The organism is Streptomyces nogalater, from assembly GCF_039532885.1.
Classification (GTDB): domain Bacteria; phylum Actinomycetota; class Actinomycetes; order Streptomycetales; family Streptomycetaceae; genus Streptomyces; species Streptomyces nogalater.
The window spans coordinates 327,512-347,163 of the sequence record NZ_BAAASM010000009.1 but is presented as its reverse complement, the minus strand read 5'-3'; the positions used below and the strand labels follow the sequence as shown (position 1 = coordinate 347,163).

General features: G+C 71.0%; 19 protein-coding genes and 1 tRNA gene. 6 read left to right on the top strand and 14 right to left on the bottom strand.

What is annotated here, in order from left to right; genetic code table 11:
- Positions 1 to 143 precede the first annotated feature (143 nt).
- Both ABD350_RS09645 and ABD350_RS09640 read right to left on the bottom strand, forming a co-directional pair.
- Positions 144 to 599, bottom strand: coding sequence for a DoxX family protein (locus tag ABD350_RS09645; protein WP_344347427.1), 456 nt, complete (start codon positions 597 to 599; stop codon positions 144 to 146).
- A gap of 178 nt (positions 600 to 777) precedes the next feature.
- Positions 778 to 1,002 carry a DUF2277 family protein gene (locus ABD350_RS09640; RefSeq protein ID WP_344347426.1) on the bottom strand — a complete coding sequence of 75 codons (225 nt, stop codon included), beginning with the start codon at positions 1,000 to 1,002 and terminating at the stop codon, positions 778 to 780.
- A gap of 93 nt (positions 1,003 to 1,095) precedes the next feature.
- On the opposite strand from ABD350_RS09640, the gene ABD350_RS09635 reads away from it, so the two are divergent.
- Both ABD350_RS09635 and ABD350_RS09630 read left to right on the top strand, forming a co-directional pair.
- Positions 1,096 to 1,995: a ketopantoate reductase family protein gene (locus tag ABD350_RS09635; RefSeq protein WP_344347425.1), complete on the top strand. Its 900-nt coding sequence runs from the start codon at positions 1,096 to 1,098 to the stop codon at positions 1,993 to 1,995.
- Positions 1,996 to 2,128: 133 nt separating this feature from the next.
- Positions 2,129 to 2,467, top strand: a complete 339-nt coding sequence (locus ABD350_RS09630) for a hypothetical protein (protein WP_344347424.1) — start codon at positions 2,129 to 2,131, stop codon at positions 2,465 to 2,467.
- A gap of 47 nt (positions 2,468 to 2,514) precedes the next feature.
- Here ABD350_RS09630 and ABD350_RS09625 read toward each other — a convergent pair.
- Positions 2,515 to 2,586 (bottom strand) — tRNA-Val (locus ABD350_RS09625).
- A gap of 152 nt (positions 2,587 to 2,738) precedes the next feature.
- Between ABD350_RS09625 and ABD350_RS09620 the strand changes: the two genes are divergently transcribed.
- Both ABD350_RS09620 and ABD350_RS09615 read left to right on the top strand, forming a co-directional pair.
- A complete protein-coding gene (locus ABD350_RS09620; protein WP_344347423.1) occupies positions 2,739 to 4,133 on the top strand; it encodes a coiled-coil domain-containing protein in 1,395 nt (464 codons plus the stop codon).
- Positions 4,134 to 4,276: 143 nt separating this feature from the next.
- Positions 4,277 to 4,873: a DUF4383 domain-containing protein gene (locus tag ABD350_RS09615; RefSeq protein WP_344347422.1), complete on the top strand. Its 597-nt coding sequence runs from the start codon at positions 4,277 to 4,279 to the stop codon at positions 4,871 to 4,873.
- Here ABD350_RS09615 and ABD350_RS09610 read toward each other — a convergent pair.
- The 3 genes from ABD350_RS09610 to ABD350_RS09600 all read right to left on the bottom strand — a co-directional run bounded on the left by ABD350_RS09610 (position 4,861) and on the right by ABD350_RS09600 (position 9,680).
- Positions 4,861 to 5,964: an amidase domain-containing protein gene (locus ABD350_RS09610; RefSeq protein WP_344347457.1), complete on the bottom strand. Its 1,104-nt coding sequence runs from the start codon at positions 5,962 to 5,964 to the stop codon at positions 4,861 to 4,863. The genes ABD350_RS09615 and ABD350_RS09610 overlap by 13 nt on opposite strands.
- Before the next feature lie 187 nt (positions 5,965 to 6,151).
- Positions 6,152 to 7,453: a polysaccharide deacetylase family protein gene (locus tag ABD350_RS09605; protein WP_344347421.1), complete on the bottom strand. Its 1,302-nt coding sequence runs from the start codon at positions 7,451 to 7,453 to the stop codon at positions 6,152 to 6,154.
- 46 nt (positions 7,454 to 7,499) lie between these two features.
- A complete protein-coding gene (locus ABD350_RS09600; RefSeq protein ID WP_344347456.1) occupies positions 7,500 to 9,680 on the bottom strand; it encodes a transglycosylase domain-containing protein in 2,181 nt (726 codons plus the stop codon).
- 211 nt (positions 9,681 to 9,891) lie between these two features.
- Between ABD350_RS09600 and ABD350_RS09595 the strand changes: the two genes are divergently transcribed.
- On the top strand, positions 9,892 to 10,104 hold the full coding sequence (locus ABD350_RS09595; protein WP_344347420.1) for an FmdB family zinc ribbon protein: 213 nt from the start codon (positions 9,892 to 9,894) through the stop codon (positions 10,102 to 10,104).
- 85 nt (positions 10,105 to 10,189) lie between these two features.
- Here ABD350_RS09595 and ABD350_RS09590 read toward each other — a convergent pair whose 3' ends face one another.
- Genes ABD350_RS09590 through ABD350_RS09580 form a run of 3 tightly spaced genes read right to left on the bottom strand, consistent with a single transcriptional unit; the run spans position 10,190 to position 14,694 of the window.
- Positions 10,190 to 11,002, bottom strand: coding sequence for an HAD family hydrolase (locus tag ABD350_RS09590; protein WP_344347419.1), 813 nt, complete (start codon positions 11,000 to 11,002; stop codon positions 10,190 to 10,192).
- Positions 11,002 to 13,500: a phosphoribosyltransferase gene (locus ABD350_RS09585; protein ID WP_344347418.1), complete on the bottom strand. Its 2,499-nt coding sequence runs from the start codon at positions 13,498 to 13,500 to the stop codon at positions 11,002 to 11,004. Before ABD350_RS09585 ends, ABD350_RS09590 begins: the two co-directional genes overlap by 1 nt.
- Positions 13,501 to 13,527: 27 nt before the next feature.
- Positions 13,528 to 14,694, bottom strand: coding sequence for an HpcH/HpaI aldolase/citrate lyase family protein (locus ABD350_RS09580; RefSeq protein WP_344347417.1), 1,167 nt, complete (start codon positions 14,692 to 14,694; stop codon positions 13,528 to 13,530).
- A 176-nt stretch (positions 14,695 to 14,870) separates the two neighbouring features.
- On the opposite strand from ABD350_RS09580, the gene ABD350_RS09575 reads away from it, so the two are divergent.
- A complete protein-coding gene (locus ABD350_RS09575) occupies positions 14,871 to 15,551 on the top strand; it encodes a TerD family protein (protein WP_344347416.1) in 681 nt (226 codons plus the stop codon).
- A gap of 92 nt (positions 15,552 to 15,643) precedes the next feature.
- Here the strand turns inward: ABD350_RS09575 and ABD350_RS09570 are convergent, their stop codons facing one another.
- The 5 genes from ABD350_RS09570 to ABD350_RS09550 form a co-directional block, all read right to left on the bottom strand.
- Positions 15,644 to 16,381, bottom strand: coding sequence for a TerD family protein (locus ABD350_RS09570; RefSeq protein WP_344347415.1), 738 nt, complete (start codon positions 16,379 to 16,381; stop codon positions 15,644 to 15,646).
- Positions 16,382 to 16,469: 88 nt separating this feature from the next.
- On the bottom strand, positions 16,470 to 17,612 hold the full coding sequence (locus ABD350_RS09565) for a DUF475 domain-containing protein (RefSeq protein ID WP_344347414.1): 1,143 nt from the start codon (positions 17,610 to 17,612) through the stop codon (positions 16,470 to 16,472).
- A gap of 76 nt (positions 17,613 to 17,688) precedes the next feature.
- Positions 17,689 to 18,267 (bottom strand): TerD family protein, encoded by a 579-nt coding sequence (locus ABD350_RS09560; RefSeq protein WP_344347413.1) that lies wholly within the window; start codon positions 18,265 to 18,267, stop codon positions 17,689 to 17,691.
- Positions 18,268 to 18,369: 102 nt separating this feature from the next.
- A complete protein-coding gene (locus ABD350_RS09555) occupies positions 18,370 to 18,945 on the bottom strand; it encodes a TerD family protein (protein ID WP_344347412.1) in 576 nt (191 codons plus the stop codon).
- Between the two features lie 136 nt (positions 18,946 to 19,081).
- Complete coding sequence (locus tag ABD350_RS09550) at positions 19,082 to 19,540, bottom strand: peroxiredoxin (protein WP_181794128.1); 459 nt, start codon at positions 19,538 to 19,540, stop codon at positions 19,082 to 19,084.
- Positions 19,541 to 19,652: the final 112 nt, after the last annotated feature.

The window sequence follows — 19,652 nt, the reverse complement described above, 5'->3', positions numbered from 1 at the left end:
ACAGCGTACGCGGGGGGGTGTGACAGGAGGTTCGCGGGGGGTTCGTGAGTCGATCACGGGGCGTTCACGGGCGTTCGTGAGCGCTGTTCACAGGCGGGCGGCCGGTCACCCGAGGTCACCGGCCGCCCGTACGTCGTCCGGGGTCAGACCGCCACCGGGGCCTTCTCGGCCGTCGTGCCGCTCTCCCGTGCCGGGCGCCGGGCGAAGAGGCGGTCCAGACCGAAGGCGCCGGAGCCGGTGAAGACCAGCAGCAGGAACGACCAGCAGAACAGCACCGACAGCTCGCCGCCGTTCTGTATCGGCCACAGCGCGGCCGACTGGTGGACGTCGAAGTAGGCGTAGGCCATCGAGCCGGAGGCGATCAGCGCGGCGCCGCGGGTGCCGAGGCCGAGCAGGACGAGGGCGCCGGCGACGAGCTGGATCACGGCCGCGTACCAGCCGGGCCAGGTGCCGGCCGCGACGGTGCCGCCGTTGGTGCCGGCGGCGCCGCCGAGGACGCCGAACAGGGAGGCGGCGCCGTGCACGGCGAAGAGCAGGCCGACGACGATGCGGAAGAGCCCGAGGGCGTAGGGCTGAGCGGAATTGAGGCGTGCGGACATGTGGGGATGACTCCTCTTCGGTGTTCTGTCGGGCCGGCCGGGGACGAGGCCGGTCGTGGGGAGGGGGAACCGAATCGAGCCAAGGTTAGGTGCACCTAATCAGTACTTGCAAGTTCAACATCAGGCCAACGATCCAGGTCCCATCAGCCTCTTGCGCCCTACCTGTCACCGGCCGTACTCACCGGGGCCCCGCCCGTCCCCGCACCTCCAGCGCGCCCAGGAGTTCCGCCGTGGCGCGGGCGACGGCGTCCACCGCCGCGTCGAAGGCCTCGCGGTTGTGGGCGGCGGGGACCCTGAAACCCGAAACCTTTCGGACGTACTGCAACGCGGCCGCGCGGATGTCGTCGTCCGTGGCCTCACCAGGCAGCACGGGCGGGCGCAGCGTCTTGATGCTCCGGCACATGTCCCCAGTCTCGCGCCGCGCGCCGGGCCCTGCGATGATCGCCGCGAAGGCGGCCACCGACTCCCGGGGCCGACCGTCGAAGGGAACAATTCCATGACGCATCCGCTCACCGTGGCCGTCCTCGGCCCCGGCGGCACCGGCGGCCTGCTCGCCGCCCTGCTGTCCCGTTCCGGCCATCGCGTGGTCTGCCTCGCCGGTGCGGAAACGGCCGAAAATCTACGCCGCGACGGCATCACCGTCCGCAGCCCGCAGTTCGGCGACTTCACGACCGCCGTCGACGCGGACACCGAACTGCGCGCACCGGTGGACGCCTGTCTGATCACCGTCAAGCACACGGCGCTCGACGCCGCCCTCACCCGGGTCCCGCCCGCCGCCCTCGGCGACGCCCCGCTCGTGCCGCTCCTGAACGGCGTCGAACACCCCGCGCTCCTGCGGGCGCGCTACCGGCCCGACCGGGTCGCCCCGGGCGTGATCCGCGTGGAGTCCACCCGGGTCGCGCCGGGCGTGATCGAACACGGCAGCCCGTTCACGGAGATCGACCTGGCCGGGGACACCGTGCCCCGCGCCCGGCTGGAGGCGCTGGCCGCCCTGCTCGCGGACTGTGGCACGACCGCCCGCGTGGCCGGGGACGAGACGGCGGCGCTGTGGGCCAAGATGGCCTTCCTCGCCCCGTTCGCCCTGCTCACCACCCGGTACGGCGTCCCCCTCGGCACCGCCCGCACCCGGCACCGCGCCGAGCTGGAGGCGCTGGTCGCCGAGACGGCCGCGGTCGGCCGGGCCTGCGGCGCCCCCGCCGATCCGGCGCGGGCCCTGGCCCGGTACGACGCCTTCCCGCCCGCCGCGAAGTCGTCCATGCAGCGCGACGCCGAGGCCGGCCGCCCGCTGGAGCTGGACGCCATCGGCGGCGCCCTGCTGAGGGCGGCGGAGCGGCACGGTGTGCCGGTGCCGGTGGCGCGGCGGCTGGTGCGGGAGCTGCGCGAGGCGGGACACTGACCGCCGGTCAGTCGAGCTGTCGACCGACGGTCGGCCAGCCATACTGACCGCCGGTCACTCGTGCGGCTGAAACCTCACCCGTACCGCCTGTCCGACCTCGCTTCAGTAAATCGAACAGGCGTAGCATTGCCGCGTGGCTACGACCTATGAATTCCCCAGTGACCTCCTCGCCGGCCAGGAGGAGCTGCATCAGGTCCGGGCAGAGCTGTCGGCTCTGCTCAAGCGGCTGCCCTGGTCGGTCGAGCCGATGGACGGCTTCAGCGACGACAACGGCTGGCGCAAGGTGGAGCGGCCCGCCTCCCCCGGCTGGTCGGAGGACGAACAGGCCCAGGTGGAGAAGTTGCGGCGACGCGAGCACGAACTGGCGGTCTTCGTCAGCACCCACCGGTTCTGGACGGACGTCCCGGCGGCGGACCGGATGGACGCCCGCACCTGCCTGAAGCACGTCCACGAGGAGCGCGCGGAGGAATAGGGAAAACGAAACGGCCCCCCGGAGGATTCTCCGAGGGGCCGTATCCGTGGGCGCGGACGGTTTCGAACCGCCGACATCCTGCTTGTAAGGCAGGCGCTCTACCCCTGAGCTACGCACCCGGACAGGTCGACAGCCTACATCGCCCGGCGGGCCGCACCGCAAACAGACGGGAACGTCACGCGCCCGGAGCGAACTGACCGGCCCGTGTGTTCGTCTTCACCGGGTGGGAGAATGACACCACCCAGGGCGAATCACCACACGGGAGAGGCATGTGACGGCGACACCGGGCACGCCAGCGACACCGCCGTACCCGCCGCCGTCCACCGCCCGGGCCCGGCGTGGCCGCCGTGCCGTCCGGGACACCCTCGCCCTGCTGAGCCTGCCGGTGCTGGCCGCGCCGCTGCTGGCCGCCGCGTTCGCCGGCGGGGGCACCCGGCGCTGGTTCGGCGGGCGGGCCGAGAGCCAGCGCGCCGAGGCCCAGGCCGCCAAGGACGCCGCCGCGACGGCCTTCTACGAACTCGACACCGCCCAGCGGGACCTCAGGATCTCGGTCGAGACCATCGCGGCGGTGGACGACTCCCCCGCCGCCCGCCGCGCCGTCACGGACTTCGCGGCGCTCGGACACCGCGTCGACGAGGCCAGCCGGCAGTACATCGAGGCCGTCGACGCCCACGACCTGGACCGGGACGGCCTGGAGGCCGGCCCGGCCGCCCGGGCGCGCACCGAGCTGACCGCGGCCCGGGACGAACTGCTGCGGGTTCGGCGGGAGCTGGAGGAGTTCGGCCGCTCGCTCGGGCCGCTGCTGGACAAGGCGGAGACCCGGCTGGCCCGGCTGGCACCCGCCGTGGAGCGGGCCCGGCAGTCGCTGCTGGCCGCGAGCAACGCCCTGGACGCCGTACGCGCGAAGCGGCTGCGGGCCGACGACCTGGCGGCGCGGCTCGCGGCGCTGGCCCCGGAGCTGACCCGGCTGAACCAGGGTGCCGGGCAGCACGGGGTGGACGCCACGCTGGAGCGGGCCGAGCGGGTGCAGCGGGAGGCCGGGGCGATCCGGGCCGAGGCCGAGCGGCTGCCCGAGCGGGCGGCCGAGATCGACCACCGGCTGGTGTCCCTGCGCACCCGCGCGCAGGCGCTGACCACCCGGGCCGAGCAGGTGGAACCGGTGCTGAGCGAGTTGCGCCGCCGGTTCACCGCCGCCTGCTGGCAGGACCTCCAGCAGGTGCCCGCGGTGGTGGCCGAGAACGTACGGCAGGCCGAGCTGAAGCTGACCGAGGCGCGGGCGGCGCGGGACGCCCAGCGGTGGGCGGACGCCACCGCGCTGCTGTCGACCGTGCGGGCGCTGCTGAACGCCACCGACGAGGCGGTGTCGGCCGCCGGCGACCGGCTGGCCCGGCTGAACGCCGTGCAGAAGGACCCGCAGGAGGAGATCGAGCGGACCCGGTTCGCGATCCGGGACGCCCAGCGGCTGGCGATGGCGGGCCGTACGACGCCCGACCCCCGGCACGCCCGGCCGCTGGACGACGCGGTGGCCCGGCTGGAGCGGGCGATCGGCACGCTGGCGGAGCGGCACCCGGACTACTGGCACTTCCTGGGCGAGACGGACGCGGTGCGGCGGAGCGTGGCGCGGGTGGTGGCACTCATCCGCGAGGAGCGCGGCGCCGGACACTGAACCGCACGGACCGCCGACGGCCGCCGCGCGGCGTTCCTCAGCCGGTCGCCGGGGGGACGGAGCCGGCGTGTTGCCGGGCGGGCGGGGCGGGCGGATATTGAGAAGCGGACGGATGGCCTCCGCTAGCGCCCGAGGAGGCGGACATGGCCACACACGCGGTGCATTCGAAGAACGCCCGGGAACGCCGGCGGATCCGGCTGGACGACCACCTGCCCGTGGACCACCGGCTCAACCGGGTCTACCGGGCCGGGGCGGGTCTGATCGGCGCGTTCCTGGTCGCCTTCGGCATTCTCGGCCTGCTGGACCAGATCGGCTTCTTCAGCACGGGCGGCAACCAGGTCGCCGGGCTGAACACCAACGGCGCGCTCAGCGTGCTGTCGATCTGCATCGGTCTGCTGCTGCTGGTGGGCGCGGCCATCGGCGGGAACTTCGCGTCCACCCTGAACATGGTCCTCGGCGTGCTGTTCCTGCTGAACGGCTTCCTGTTCCTCGGCCTGCTGGACACCCCGAACAACTTCCTGGCGTTCAAGATCCAGAACGTGTACTTCAGCTTCGCCGTGGGCCTGCTGCTGATGACCTTCGGCATGTACGGCCGGGTCGGGCACGCGCTGCCGCACGACAACCCCTACTGGCGGGCCCGCCACCCCGAGCCCTCCTCGCAGGAGCAGCGGATGCGGCACGAGCAGGAGGAGGGCGACCGGCGGCAGGGCCCGCGGCAGGGACCGGATCAGGTCCGGTAGGCGTAGAACGCCGCGTTCGGGTACGAGGCGACGAGGCTGGCCACCGACCGGTTGTAGGTGTTGGTCGAGTGGTACGTCACGTACGGCACGCCCCGGCGGTCCCGGGAGGTGACGATCATCGTGTGGTCCTTGGACCCGTCCCGGTTGAAGTCCATCTGGAGCACGTCGCCGAGGTCCATCTGGTAGACGTTGGCGAGGCTGGTGACCCGCTTGGACGACAGGGCGAACCAGGACCACTCGTTGACGCCGACGAAAGAGTCCGACTGGATCTCGGAGTTGCCGAACCACTTGTGGAAGTCGTACGTGTACCCGGGCACGTGCTTCCAGCCGCCCGCCTTCAGGGCCTGGCTGACGAAGTTGGTGCAGTCACCGCCGGCGCCCTGCCCGTTGAAGTTCGGGTAGGCCGGGTTGTACTTGCTCCAGTACTTCTGCGCGTAGGCGACCATGGCCTTGTAGTCGTAGCCGCTCGCGGAGAAGTTCTTCGCCTTGGCCGGGGCCGGGCGGGTGGTGGCGGCGCGGACCGCGCTCGGCGGACCGTCGTCCTCGGCCGCGCTCTGCTCCTCGGCCACGTCCGGCGCGGCGACCTGGTTCACGGCGAGGTAGCCGTCGTCGGTGTCGCGGATGCCGGTGAGCCGCCAGTTCCCGTGCCGGTCGGCCGTGAAGGTCAGCTCGTGGTGGGCCTGGAAGCCGGTCGACTGCGGGCTCTTCGCGGTGGTCCTGCCGTAGGTCAGCGTCGTGGTCTCGGTGACCGCGACCTTCGCCTTGCGGCCCTTCACCTGCGTCGCGTCGAGCCGGACCTGGGTGCTGCCCGCGCGGTACGTCTCGCCCAGCCGGGCGAGCCGGCCGCGGCGGTCGCGCAGCTCCTTCAGCGCCGACGTCTGCTCCCGCGTCTGTCCGCCGGACAGGCTCACGGAACCGGAGAAGCCGGCCGTGTGCCGGGTCTCCTTCGTTCCGGCGCCTTCCACCAGGGCCTGCGTACGGTCGGTGAAGACCGCGTCGGCCAGCCGCTGGAAGGTCGCCTTGGTGGCCGCGTCCACCGTCGGGTCGTCGGTCACCGCCGCGCCCGCGCTCCAGTTGGGCACCAGGGCCACGCCGGCGACCACCGAGGCGGCCGCGGCGGTCACTATGGCCGTACGGCGCCGCCTACGGCTCAGTCTTCTGGATTTCAATGATGTTCCCCTCTACGCCGGTACACCTACCGGGCGAGGGGCATCTTCGCATGGCCGGTACACCGGTTGTGAAGAGGGGAGCACAAGCGGAACCAGCCGTGCTGACCGGTTACTTGACGACCGCCGACCAGTCCGGCGACTGGGCCGGGTCGAGCCCGCGCAGGGCGGCCAGGGTCTGCGGCTTCTGCACGTCGAGCCAGTCCGCCAGCTCCTTGAAGGAGACGCACTTGACGCCCTCCTTGGTGCACACGTTCTTGACCACCTGGTCGACGGCCCTCATGTAGATGCCGCCGTTCCAGTCCTCGAAGTGGTTGCCGATGAACAGCGGCGCCCGGCTGCCGTAGTAGACGCGGTTGAAGCCGGCCATGTAGGAGTCCACGGTGCGCTTCTCCCACTCGGGGAACTTGGCCGGATCGCCCTGGGTCTCGCCGTCGGACTGGTTGTAGAGGAAGTTGAAGTCCATGGACAGGCCCTGGTACTTGCCGTCCTCGTACGGCAGCATCTGCAGCGGGAAGTCCCAGATGCCGTTCTTCTTCGCGGGCCATATCTGGAAGTCGCCCGGGGAGCTGGCGTCGTAGCGCCAGCCGTAGCTCTTGACGGCCTTCAGCAGGTTCGGCTGGCCCTCCAGGCAGGGCGCCCGGCCGCCGGCGACCTCCCGCCTGAAGTCGAAGGGGAGCGGGGGCAGATCGGTGAAGCCGGTGTTGGTCTTCCAGTGCTCGACGAACTTGTAGAACTGGTCGATCTCGCTCTTCCACTGCGCCACGCTCCAGTCGCCGCCGCCCTTGGCGCCGCAGAAGTGGCCGTTGAAGTGGGTGCCGATCTCGTTGCCGTCCCGGTAGGCCTTGGCCAGCTCCTGCACGGTGGTGCGGATGTGGTCGTCGGTGGCGTAGTCGATCGCGGCGTCCCCCGGGGAGTGCAGGGGGCCCTGGTACTGCGCCTTCTTGCTCTTGGGCAGCAGGTAGATGCCGGTGAGGAAGAAGGTCATGTGCGCGTCGTACTCCTTCGCCAGCTCCCGGTAGTGCGAGAACAGGTGGTCGCCGCCCTCCAGCGCGCCGTCCCAGGAGAAGACCACGAACTGCGGCGGCTTCTCGCCGGGCTTGAGCGGCACCGGCTTCAACCGGCCCTTCTGCGGTCCGGTGTAGGAGGTCGAGCCGTCCCCCAGGACCTTGACCTTGCCGTCCCAGGACGGGCTCGGAGAGGGCTTGGGGGGCGTGCTCGGTGCGGGCTTCCTGCCGGTCGCGGCGGCCGGTGTGCTGTCGCTGTCCGTACCGGACAGCGCCAGGAACCCGGCCACCAGCGAGGCCACGACGAGGAGCGCGGCCAGTGTCAGGACCTGGGGGCGGGTGGCACGGGGCGCACCGCGGCGGCGGGGGGCTCGACGGCGGCCTGACGACGACATCTTGCGGGGCATGCGCGGCTCATTCTGCGGAAGGGGAGGGAGGACGGGTCTTCCCGGCTCAGCCGAGGCCCGTCGCGGCCGACCAGAGGGCGTACGGGACGCTGTGGGCGGGCCCGGCCAGGCCCTTGAGCGGCAGTGGCTCCAGGGACTTGGCCAGGTCGATCCGGTAGACGACGATCGCGGTGGACACGGAGTCGGCCGTGCCGACGTACCAGGCGGCGGTGTCCTTGTCGGTGCCGCCGGCCTTCCCGCCCACCCCGGCGCGGCCGGCCGCCGCGTCGGGGTGGGCGGTGCGGAAGGAGTCGGCGAGTGCCTCGGTGACCTGCTCGGCCACCCGCGCGCCGACCGCCCGCTTCGGACGCGGGGTGCTCAGCGCGACCGGGGCGCCGTTGCGGGTGATCCGGCGCACCGAGTACGGCTCGGTGTGGTTGCCGCCGGCCGCGAAGGTGGCGTAGCCGTTCGCCATCCGGATCGCGCTGGGCGTGGAGGTGCCCAGCGACAGCGCGGGCACCTGGGGGCCCATGCTGGAGCGCAGCAGCCCGGCGGCCACGGCGGTGTCGCGCACCTTGTCCAGTCCGGCGTCCATGCCGAGCTGCATGAACGGGGTGTTCACCGACTTGGCGAGCGCCTCGCGCAGCGTGATCTTCCCGTACGATCTGCCGCCGTCGTTGTGCGCGGCGACCTTCTTGCCGCTGCGGTCCCAGTACGGTCCCTCGGGCGTGGTGACGGGCACACCGTCGTCACCGTCGTAGACGCTGTCCGGGCCGACGGGGGTGGCGGGGCCGCTGCGCGTCTTGTGCACACCGTGTTCGAGTCCGGCGGCGTAGACGAACGGCAGGAACGCGGTACCGGCCGGGACCGTGGTGGCGTTGGACTCGTTGTAGCCCTGCTTGCGGTGGTCCGGGCCGCCGTAGACGGCGAGGACCCGGCCGTCCGCGGCGACCGAGGCGGCGCCGTAGTGGCCGTCCTCCGCCGCCTCCGGGGTCTCGTTCCGCGCCTCCTCCCGCGCCTTGGTGACGGCGTCGGTGAGGGCCTTCTCCCGCTTGCGGTCGAAGGTGGTGTAGATCTGGTAGCCGCCCAGATCGAACTGCTTGTCCGTCAGACGGGCCGCTTTCCTGGCGTACTGCGACGCCAGCTCCACCAGGTAGTCGCTCTGCTCTCCGGTGTCGTACAGCGGGTTGGTCTTCAGCGGCTCGGGGAACTCGGTGTACTTCGCCCGCTCCTGCTTCGACAGCTTGCCGATCTCGACCATCCGGTCCAGGATCCAGGACCAGCGCTCCACCGCCCGCGCGTGGTTGGCCTTGCCGAGCGTGGGGTCGTACAGACCGGCGCCCTTGAGCAGCGAGGCGAGCATCGCCGCCTCGGAGACGTCGAGCTTGTCGACGTCCTTGCCGTAGTAGGCCTGGGCGGCGCGCTGGATGCCGTAGGTGCCGCGGCCGAACCAGCTGGTGTTGAGATAGCCCTCCAGGATCTCGTCCTTGCTCATCTTGTTGTCGAGCTTGAGGGCGATCATCGCCTCGGTGAATTTACGGCTGACCGTCTGATTCTGGGTCAGGTAAACGTTTTTCACATACTGCTGGGTAATGGTGGACCCGCCCTCGGTGTCCCCCGCGCCCACCGTGCGGAACAGGGCCCGGCTGATGCCTTTGAGGGATATGCCCGGGTCCGAGTAGAAACTCTCGTTCTCCGCCGCGAGCACCGCCCAGCGCACGTCCTGCGGGATGTCCTCCAGCGGCATCGCCTGCCGCTGCACCCAGCCCGTGCGGGCCATGGGCGTGCCGTCGGACCAGAAGTAGACGTTGTCCTGCTGGGTGGCGTACGAGTTGATGTCGTGCGGTATGTCCGTCATCGCGTACGCGGTGACCAGGAACGCGCCGAGCAGGCCGAACGAGGTCAGGACGGCGCCGATCCACTGGCGCCAGGAGGGTATCCAGCGACGCCAGCCGGTGCGGCCGGGGCGCGGGTAGACGGGCTTCAGGCGGCGCGCGTAGGGGGCGAGCGGACCGAGCAGGCGCCTGCGCGAGCGCTCCCGGCCGGCGGAGCGCGCGCCGCGCCGGCGCTCGGCCCGGCCGCCGGCCGGCGCGGACCGCTCCGCCGGCGTGGACCGCTCCGATGACGCGGGCCGCTCCGACGACGTGGGGACGCGCAGCTGCATCGTTTCGTCCGCCCTGAGGGCGTCGACTCTCAGATGCAGGGTCTCGTCGGCCTCTCGGGGCTTGTCGCCACGGCCACCCCCCATGGGGCCGTCCTCCCCCTGCGACGCATCGGTCACGCCTGCGTCTCCCTCCGCACTCGGTCTCGCTCGCGCGGGTGAGCTGAGCATCCTCGCCACGGCGTTCACAAATTATCAGTAACGTTTTCGAATGCCCTGCACATATGCCGCACGGATGGCAACACTCGTGGAACAAACGAGCTGCCCCCGGCACCCCCCTGACGGCTAACCTGGGCCCATGCCTCGTTACGAGTACCGCTGCCGGAGCTGCGGCGACACGTTCGAACTCAACCGTCCTATGGCGGAGTCCGCCGACCCCGCGACGTGCCCCGCGGGGCATGACGACACGGTGAAGCTTTTGTCCACGGTGGCTGTGGGCGGCGTCTCCGGTGCGTCTGCTCCGCAGGGCGGCGGGGGCGGCGGGTGCTGCGGTGGAGGGTGCTGCGGGTAGTCGCCCCACGCCTACCGGGGTGCCGCGCTGTGCCGTCGGGCGAGTGCGGCGCCGCCGTGGTACTTCGCGCAGTTCCCCGCGTCCCTCAGGTGGGCTGTCCGGCCGTTCTCAAGAACTCCCGCAGGATCCGCTCCCCTGCCAGTACGCCTCGCTCCGGCAGGGCGGTGACCTGAGGGGCCGTCCAGTCCGCGTCCGCCAGTTCTCCGTGGCCCGGGCGCCAGCCCCGGTCGGCCGCCAGCAGGAGGTCGGCGTCCAGAAGGGAGTCGCCGGCGGCCAGGGTCAGCTCCGCGCCGGTGCGGCGGGCGACCTCGCGGACGGCCGCGCTCTTGGTGAGCGGCTTGGGCACGGCGTAGATCTTGCGGCCCTGGAGCGAGACGGTCCAGCCCCGGTTCTCCGCCCACACCGCCAGCTCCTTCACCCACTCCTCGGGCAGCAGCTCGCGCTCCACCACCAGGTAGGCGAACAGGTCCTCGGCGACCCGGTGCTTGCGCACCCACACCGGGTCGGCCGAGCGCAGCAGATGCTCGCGGACCTCCGCCAGCGGCGCGCACTCGTCGGCGAGCCGCGCCAGCACGCGCGCGTGCCAGTCGGCGTCGGTGACCCCGTCGACCAGCAGATGGCCCCCGTTGGCGCAGATCGCGTACCCGGGCGGCGGGCCGGGCAGGTTGATGCGCTGGTACTGCTTGCGCGTCCGGGTCGTCGTCGGTACGAACACGGCCGCGTCGCCGAGGTCCGCCAGCAGCCCGGCCGCCGTCTCCGTCATGAAGGACAGCGGCCTCGCCTCGTGCACCTCCACGCACAGCAGCCGGGGCGCCCGGGCGTCCGGCATGGTCAGCGCGAGGGCCGCCGAGGAGTAGATCAGCGTGCGGTCGAGGTCGCTCGCCACCAGCACCGGCATCAGACGTGCACCGCCTTTCCGTCGGCGCCCGTGGCACCGCGTGTGTACTTGGGGTGGATCAGCCCGACGCAGCTGTACGGCAGCTCGCCGACCTCCTCCACCGGCACGCCCCGCTGCTCGGCGAGCAGGCGGACGTGGGCCAGGTCGGTGCCGGCGCCCGCGCGGGCCAGGATCTTCCACGGCACCCGGCGCAGCAGCACCCGGGTGGTCTCGCCGACGCCCGGCTTGACGAGGTTCACGTCGTGGATGCCGTACTCCTCGCAGATCCGCTCGACCGCCCGCCAGCCCGCCCAGGTCGGGGTGCGGTCGGTGGCGAGCAGTTCCCCGACCGCGCCGGTCACGGTGGCGGCGACCTCCTCGAAGCGGGCGGAGACGGCGTCGAGGAAGGCCACGGAGACGTCGGCGGCGGCCAGTTCGCGGTAGAACTTCGCGCCGTGGTAGTCGTCCGGGCCGACCAGGTCCGCGCGCAGCACCGTGCGCGAGACCAGCCCGGACACGGTGGAGTTGAGGCAGGCGGAGGGGATGAGGAAGTCGTCCCGGGTGCCGTACGTCCGCACGCAGGAGCCGGGGTCGGCGAGGACGGCGATCTCCGGGTCGAACCCGGTGACGCCCTCCTTCTCCTCGAACTCCTCCACGGCCTGCGCGAGTTCCCGGGTGATGGCGCCCTTGCCGGTCCAGCCGTCCACGAAGACGACGTCCCGGGGGTCGTGGTGGGCGGCGAGCCAGCGCAGCGCGTTGGTGTCGATGCCCCGGCCGCGCACGATCGACACGGCGTAGTGCGGCAGGTCCAGCCCGTGCCGGAACCGCGCCCAGCGGCGCATCAGAATGCCCACCGGGGTGCCCGCGCGGGCCAGGGAGACCAGCACCGGGCGGGGTGAGCGCTCGGCGAGCACCGTCTCGGTGACCACGCCCACCGCCCGCGCCAGCCGGGCCGCCGACGCCTCCAGGGCCGCGTGGAACAGCTCCTGGTACCGCTCGCTGGGCTGGTACTCCACCGGCAACGACTCGGCGTAGTGCGCGCCGCCGCTCTGGACGGCCTCCTCCCGCTCCTCGGTCGGCGCCTCCAGCGGCACGTCGGACAGGTCCTGGAGCAGCCAGCCGACCTCCTCGGGCGCGTACGAGGAGAACGCGGGGCCGCGGAGGGGCTCGGGCAGCATGGCCGGCCTTTCGGGAACGTGCGGGACGTACGACGGTACGACCGCCAGCAGAACATGCGGAACGTGCTCGGCGAGCCGGGCCGGCAGGCCGTCCGGCGCGTGCAGGGCGGGGGTGTCGGCGACGGAGTCGACCACGGCCACGACGGCGTCGAAGCCGCCGCCGGCCACGTTGTAGGCGTAGCGCTCGCCGGGCCCGTCCGCCGGGTCGTCGTGGGCGGGGAAGACCAGGCGGGTACGGATCGCGTACCCCGGGTCGTCCACCGCGAGCACGGGCGACCGGCTGGTGGTGGAGAACCGCACCTCGGCGTCCGTGCCGCGCTCCAGCTCCCGGGCGAGCCGCAGCGGCACGTACATCAGCTCCTCGAACCCGAGCACGAGCACCCGGCGCGCGCCGGCGGGCAGGGCGTCCCGTATCCGGGCGGCCATGGCGGGCAGCGCTGCTTCGAGGCGGGCGCGGTGGGCGGGGGTGAACCCGTGGCGGGCGCCGTCGGGGAGACCGGGGGGCCAGTGCAGGTCGACTTTCACGACGTGGTCCGGCCGAGGCGCCCCGACAGGGGCGCGGGGCGGGACATCATGCCGCTCCGCCGCGTGGGCGCGACCAGCCACATCGGACCCGCACCCGGCGGCCTCACATTCCGCGACCAGCCGCTGCCCCTTCTCCAGCACCCCTTCCGGCAGCTCCACGACCCCGGAAGCGAGAGCGATCACATCCACCCGCGCCCCGATGTCCCCGGCGAACCGTTCCAGCCGGGCCGCGTCCTCGGCCGACCGCATGTCCACCACGGCCACCACCACATACCGACGCCGCGGATACCGCTGATGCAGGTCACGGATGGTGTTCAGCACGGTGTTGCCGGTGGAGAACTCGTCGTCCACCAGCACCAGCGGCCCCCGCCCGGCCAGCAGCTCCGGGTCTTCCGGGAGCAGCAGATGCGACGTGGCGTGGGAGTGCGACTCCTCGAACCCGCCCGCGGGGGCGACCCCGCGTACCGGCCGCCGCGTGGAGTGCAGGTACGGCACGGAACCGAGCCCGTCCGCCACCGAGTGCCCCAGCCCGGTCGCGGTCTCGGCGTACCCGAGGACGACCGCGTCCGTCGCCTCGGTGCCGAGCAGCGCGGCGACCCGGCGGCCCAGGCGCAGGCCATGGTCGTAGACCACGGACGGCGACTGCGGGACGTGCTTGCCGAGGACGTTGGAGACGAGCAGGTGGGCCCGCTTGGGGTTGCGGCGCAGCGCGAGCCCGAGCAGGGCCGGCAGCCCGTCGTCGCCCACGAGCCGGACCCCGAGTCGCTCGGCGACCCAGCTGCCGGACCAGACCCCGTCGTTCACTGCGTTCTTCATGCGTTCCTTGGTGAGGTGGCGAAAGGTTCAGCCGGGTATGCCGGCGGCGAGCAGTTCCACGAAGCCGACGTCCTCGTGGGCGACACCGAACGCCTCGGCGCGCAGCAGGGTCCGCTCGGCCCAGGCGCGGTGCGGCTTCACCTCGTTCATCTTGTTCGTATAGGCCGACCGCAGTACACCCCCGCCGCCGCGTTCCGGGCGCAGGATGTCCTGGGCGTCACTGAACTCCTCGTGACTGACCACGGAGAGCGCGTGCACGGGCAGGACGTGGGAGGGGTGGATGCAGGTCTTGCCGAGCAGACCGTTGGCCTGGTCCAGGGAGATCTCCCGCAGCAGCCCGTCCATGGCGTGGGCGATCAGCCTCTCGCGCAGCTCGGCGGCCTGCACCTGGAGGAAGGGGCTCTGCCGCAGCTGCGGCTTGAACATGCGCTCGGAGGCGCGGAAGTACTCCCAGACCGGCCCGGTGACGGTGAAGCCGGTGCCGTCGGCCCGGCCGAGCATGTTCACGACGTCCGCGATCACGGAGGCGACTATCTGGACGTCGTAGGCGGTCATGTCCGGGGCCCGGCGCAGGCCGTAGGAGGAGCAGAAGTCGGTGACGCCGAGGCGCAGGGCCAGCACCCGGTCGCGGTACTTGTCGACCACGCGGAAGACGCCCTCCAGCGTCTCCATGCGCGACTCGCGGTACAGCAGTTCGGGGGACTCCAGGACCGGCATGGCGAACAGCCGCCGGCCGCCCGCGTGCTCCGCCGCCGTCAGGGCCTCCAGGAAGGGGATGCCGCGTTCCTCGGTGAACTTGGGCAGCACGAACCCGGACAGCAGGCGTCCGGCCGGGCCGAGGCGGCGGACCAGGTCCGGTATCTGCTCGGGGGTGCGCACCCGGATGAAGAGCAGCGGCGGCTCCGCCCCGGACCGGGCGGCGAGGCCGGCGAACTGCCGGACGAGGTTCTCCTCGCCCGCCACCACGTCAGCGTCGTCGATGGAGTCCTCCAGGCACAGCACCATCGAGACCACGCCGTTGCCGGCCTGCTTGAGGATGTCGTCCGCGAGCCGGGGCCGCGTCGCCGGGCTGTACAGCGTGGCGCCCAGGGCCGCGGAGAGCAGTCTGGCCGGGGAGTCGGCGGTGAACGCACACGGCTCCTGGAAGAAGAGGCGCTTCCGCACCTCGGGGGCGACATGCCCGAAATGACGCATAGGACTCCCTTTGAGCTACGGCCAAACCTCTGGGTTCCGTAAAGGGTGGCCGGTAATAGTACGTAGGGACCCATGTCGGAGGTTCCCTGCGGCCATGAATTTCCGGTAACTCCCCCATGTCGGCACCACGGCCCCCCACATTGTCGTGACCAGGACCGAGAGGGCAGGATGACCGCATGACGCACGCGATGCTGAAGGGGTCGAACGTCCCGCTGGAGGCCACCACGGTACGCGCCGTACTGCGCTGGACGCCCGGGCGGCACGTCCCGGACGTGGATGTGTCGGCGCTGCTGCTGGGCGCCGACGGCCGTGTGCGCTCCGACGAGGACTTCGTCTTCTACAACCAGCCCCGGCACCCCTCGGGGACGGTGTGGCGGCTGGGCAAGAAGCAGGTCGCCGAGGGGCTGACCGACGCGATCCAGACAGACCTGACCGGGGTCGAGCCGGGCATCCACCGGATACTGCTGGTCGCCTCCGCCGACGGGGTCACCTTCGACCAGGTGCCGGCGCTGGGCATCCTGCTGTACGACGCGGGGACCGCCGACGGGGAACCGCTGGCCCGGTTCGAGATCAAGCCGGAGACCGGGTCCGAGACGGCGCTGATCTGCGGTGAGCTGTACCGGCGCGGGGAGGGCTGGAAGTTCCGGGCGCTGGGCGAGGGCTACTCCAATGGGCTGAAGGGGCTCGCGACGGACTTCGGTATCTCGGTGGACGAGTCGGAGGCGGCGGCGGAGGAACCGCCGACGTTGCCTCCGGCGGTTCCGGCGTACGGGTATCCGCAGCCGGTGCCGGCGGCTCCGGCGGGGGACGGGTACTTCCGGATGCCGCCGCAAGGGCCTCAGTTCATCGGGCGGTAGGGCCGCCTGCGAGCTCGGGGGGCTTCGGTCGTACGGCGGCTGCGGGCCGGCCGTGGTTCCTCGCGCGGTTCCCCGCGCCCCTGACGGGGCGTTTACCTGTCCGCCTTCGCCTTGTAGCCCCTGCCCCACTGGAGGCCCCAGCCGTAGAGGCGGTCCAGTTCTCCCTGGAAGCCGTAGACGAACTTGACCTCGCGGCGGACGATCAGCTCGTCCTTGACGTTCTCCAGCAGGACGACGGCGCAGGAGCGGGCCTGGGGGTGGCGTTCGTCCAGGCCGATCTCGATACGGGGGCCGTTGCCGGGGTAGAGGGTGACGACGGCGTGGGTGCGGTCGAAGGCGGGCGTCTGGTCGTAGATGTAGACGAAGACCAGCAGCCGTCTGATCTCCTCGCGGTGGTCGAGGTTGACGTACATCGTCTCGCCGGAACCGGAACCGAACCGGTCGTCGCCGCTGAGTTTGATGTACGGCGGTGCGTTGACGTCGCCGAGGTAGCCGCCGAGGGGCTGGACGACGCCCTTGGTGCCGTCGGCGAGTTCGTACAGGCAGCCGAGGTCCAGGTCGACGTTGACCATGCTCTGGCCGTGTCCCTGGATCTCCGGTGGCTTCAGTGCCCGGAAGGGGTGGCGCAGCAGGCTGGTGCGGGGGCCCGAGCCGAAGTCGGAGGTCCGCATCCGCCAGGTGAGGTTGACGCGCAGGTTTCCGGTGGCCGCGCCCTGCTTGGTCAGGGACACCGTCGGGTGCCGCCTGGTCAGCTCGATGGCGTTGGTGCCCGCGTTGCCCGAGTCGAAATCGGCGGCGCGCCCGCCGAGCAGTCCGTCGAAGAAACCCATTCCCGCCCCCAGGTACCCGTCATCACGCCGACGGGGCGGCCGACCGTGTCGGCCGCCCCGTTCAGAGCGTTCCTCACCAGCCGGGGTGTCACACCCCGGAGGACACTTCGGCCTTGCTGCCGCTGCCCTCGCCGCCGGCGGCGGCCAGGGCCCGGTTGCGGCGGACGGAGGAGAGGAAGGACGCCAGGATCAGCAGGACACCGATGGAGCCGGTGATGACCTCGTGGATCTCGTACTGGATGGTGATCAGGAGGACCACGGCGAGGGCGCCGATGGCGTAGTGGGCGCCGTGCTCCAGGTAGACGTAGTCGTCCAGCGTGCCCTGGCGGACCAGGTAGACGGTCAGCGAACGGACGTACATCGCGCCGATGCCGAGGCCGAGGGCCATCAGGACGATGTCGTTGGTGACGGCGAAGGCGCCGATCACGCCGTCGAAGGAGAAGGACGCGTCCAGGACCTCCAGGTAGAGGAACATGAAGAACGCGGCCTGGCCGGCCAGGACGATCGCGGGCTTCTGCTTGCCGCTGCGGACGGCCGCTTCCTCCTGCTCGTGCTCGCGCTCCTCCTCTTCCTCCAGCTTGTCCTCGAAGTAGCCGGAGAGACCGCCGACGATCATGTAGGTGATCAGGCCGGCGATACCGGAGATCAGCACCGTCTGCGCCTTGTCGACGTGGATGCCGCCGTGCTGGTGGGCGTGGGTGGCGACGGTGAAGGCCGCGACCAGCAGGACGATCAGGGCGATGCAGACCGACAGCATGTCGACCTTGCCGAGCTTGGCCAGGGGCCGCTCGATCCAGCGCAGCCACTGGATGTCCCGGTCCTCGAAGATGAAGTCGAGGAAGATCATCAGCAGGAACATCCCACCGAAGGCGGCGATCGCCGGGTGGGCGTCGGTGACCAGCTGCTCGTAGCGCACCTTGTTGTTGATCGCGAGGTCGACGGCCTCGATCGGTCCCATCTTGGCGCTGATGGCGACGATGACGACGGGGAAGACCAGCCGCATGCCGAAGACGGCGATGAGCACGCCGATCGTCAGGAAGATCTTCTGCCAGAAGGCATTCATCTTCTTCAGGATTCCGGCGTTGACCACCGCGTTGTCGAAGGACAACGAGATCTCCAGGATGGCCAGGATCGCCACGACCCCGAAGCCGGTCCACCCCCCGTAGAACGCCCCCGCGATCAGACCGAGCGCGGTGATCGCGAACGACCATCCGAAGGTTTTGAGAAGCACTGGCTACCCCATCATCCGTTGGGGGCCCCTCCCGGACGAGATCCGAGGAGAGTCCTCCCCCGCGCCGTACGCGGCTTTACGAAACGTTGACTCCGAAGTCTAGAGCGATGCCCCGAAGGCCCGACGCGTACCCCTGACCGACCGCCCGGAACTTCCATTCGCCCTGGTACCGGTACAACTCGCCAAAGATCATCGCGGTCTCGGTGGAGGCGTCCTCGCTCAGGTCGTACCGGGCCAGTTCCTGGCCGTCGGCCTGGTTGACCACACGGATGAAGGCGTTGGAGACCTGGCCAAAGGTCTGTCCGCGCTCGTCCGCCATATGGATGGAGACCGGGAAGATGATCTTCTCGCAGTGGAGCGGGACCCGGGAGAGGTCCACCAGGATCGACTCGTCGTCGCCGTCGCCCTCACCGGTGAGGTTGTCACCGGTGTGTTCCACCGAGCCGTCGGGGCTCGTGAGCTGGTTGTAGAACACGAACCATTCGTCGCCCAGCACCCGGTTTCCGGCACCGCACAGCAGGGCACTGGCGTCCAGGTCGAAGGGGGCACCGGTGGTGGAGCGCGCGTCCCAGCCGAGCCCGATCATGACGTTGGTGAGGTTCGGTGCCGCCTTGGAGAGGGAGACGTTGCCTCCCTTGGCGAGCGTGACGCCCATGCTGGTCCTCCCCTGGTGGTGCTTCCCTGGTTCTCCTGCGCGTCCGGCGCCGCCCGTAAACGGTGCGGCGCCGGACACCGGGGTGTCGTTACGCTGCCGGGGTCAGACGTTGACCCCGAAGTCCTGCGCGATACCGCGCAGCCCGGAGGCGTAGCCCTGGCCGATGGCGCGGAACTTCCACTCCGCGCCGTGGCGGTACAGCTCGCCGAAGACCATGGCGGTCTCGGTGGAGGCGTCCTCGCTCAGGTCGTAGCGGGCGATCTCCGCGCCGCCGGCCTGGTTGACGACGCGGATGAAGGCGTTGCGGACCTGGCCGAAGGACTGCTGGCGGTTCTCGGCGTCGTAGATCGACACCGGGAACACGATCTTGTCGACGTCGGCCGGGACGCCGTCCAGGTTCACCTTGATCTGCTCGTCGTCGCCCTCGCCCTCACCGGTGAGGTTGTCGCCGGTGTGCTCCACCGAGCCGTCGGGGCTCTTGAGGTTGTTGAAGAAGACGAAGTGCTGGTCGCTGATGACCTTGCCGGAGTTGTTCAGCAGCAGCGCGCTCGCGTCGAGGTCGAAGTCGGTACCGGTCGTGGTCCGCACGTCCCACCCCAGACCGACGATGACCGCGGTCAGGCCCGGGGCCTCCTTCGTCAGCGATACGTTGCCGCCCTTGCTGAGGCTGACTCCCACGGGTCCTCCATGTGGTGTTCAGGGGCGGGGAGCCCCGTCGTGCTTCGGATATGGGATCAACGTGCCGATCCTAGTGACGGGTTCCCGCCCCCCGCGCGGCTTGCGCCGGGGAAACCCGGGTGTCGGCCCGCGTGGCTCACAGAGTGTCGAGCGCCTTCACGTAGTCGCCGAGGTCACGGGCGTCCGGCAGGCCGTTGACCACGGTCCACCGCACGACGCCCTCCTTGTCGATGATGAAGGTGCCCCGGACGGCGCAGCCCTTGTCCTCGTCGAAGACGCCGTAGGCGCGCGAGACGTTGCCGTGCGGCCAGAAGTCGCTCAGCAGCGGGTACTCCAGGCCTTCCTGCTCGGCGAAGACGCGCAGGGTGTGGATGGAGTCGTTGGAGACGGCGAGCAGCTGGGTGTCGCGGTCCGTGAACTTCGGCAGGTTGTCACGCAGCTCGCACAGCTCGCCGGTGCACACACCGGTGAAGGCGAAGGGGTAGAAGAGCAGGACCACGTTCTTCTCGCCGCGGAAGTCCGAGAGCTTCACGCTCCGGCCGTGGTTGTCCTTGAGCTCGAAGTCGGGTGCCTTGTCGCCGACCTGGATCGCCATCGTCGTGCATCCCTTCGGTGGGCTGTTCGGGTGGGAGTGACGCGTGAGCGCGCACCGGCGCTCGGGTCCACCCTACGCAGCGGTCGCCGAGGGGGTTACGGCGGCCGGGGCG

Coding starts and splice junctions, on each gene's coding strand:
- ABD350_RS09645 (WP_344347427.1), bottom strand. CDS start 599: ATGTCCGCACGCCTCAATTCCGCTCAGCCCTACGCCCTCGGGCTCTTC.
- ABD350_RS09640 (WP_344347426.1), bottom strand. CDS start 1,002: ATGTGCCGGAGCATCAAGACGCTGCGCCCGCCCGTGCTGCCTGGTGAG.
- ABD350_RS09635 (WP_344347425.1), top strand. CDS start 1,096: ATGACGCATCCGCTCACCGTGGCCGTCCTCGGCCCCGGCGGCACCGGC.
- ABD350_RS09615 (WP_344347422.1), top strand. CDS start 4,277: ATGGCCACACACGCGGTGCATTCGAAGAACGCCCGGGAACGCCGGCGG.
- ABD350_RS09605 (WP_344347421.1), bottom strand. CDS start 7,453: ATGCCCCGCAAGATGTCGTCGTCAGGCCGCCGTCGAGCCCCCCGCCGC.
- ABD350_RS09600 (WP_344347456.1), bottom strand. CDS start 9,680: ATGGGGGGTGGCCGTGGCGACAAGCCCCGAGAGGCCGACGAGACCCTG.
- ABD350_RS09595 (WP_344347420.1), top strand. CDS start 9,892: ATGCCTCGTTACGAGTACCGCTGCCGGAGCTGCGGCGACACGTTCGAA.
- ABD350_RS09590 (WP_344347419.1), bottom strand. CDS start 11,002: ATGCCGGTGCTGGTGGCGAGCGACCTCGACCGCACGCTGATCTACTCC.
- ABD350_RS09585 (WP_344347418.1), bottom strand. CDS start 13,500: ATGAAGAACGCAGTGAACGACGGGGTCTGGTCCGGCAGCTGGGTCGCC.
- ABD350_RS09580 (WP_344347417.1), bottom strand. CDS start 14,694: ATGCGTCATTTCGGGCATGTCGCCCCCGAGGTGCGGAAGCGCCTCTTC.
- ABD350_RS09575 (WP_344347416.1), top strand. CDS start 14,871: ATGACGCACGCGATGCTGAAGGGGTCGAACGTCCCGCTGGAGGCCACC.
- ABD350_RS09570 (WP_344347415.1), bottom strand. CDS start 16,381: ATGGGTTTCTTCGACGGACTGCTCGGCGGGCGCGCCGCCGATTTCGAC.
- ABD350_RS09560 (WP_344347413.1), bottom strand. CDS start 18,267: ATGGGCGTCACGCTCGCCAAGGGAGGCAACGTCTCCCTCTCCAAGGCG.
- ABD350_RS09550 (WP_181794128.1), bottom strand. CDS start 19,540: ATGGCGATCCAGGTCGGCGACAAGGCACCCGACTTCGAGCTCAAGGAC.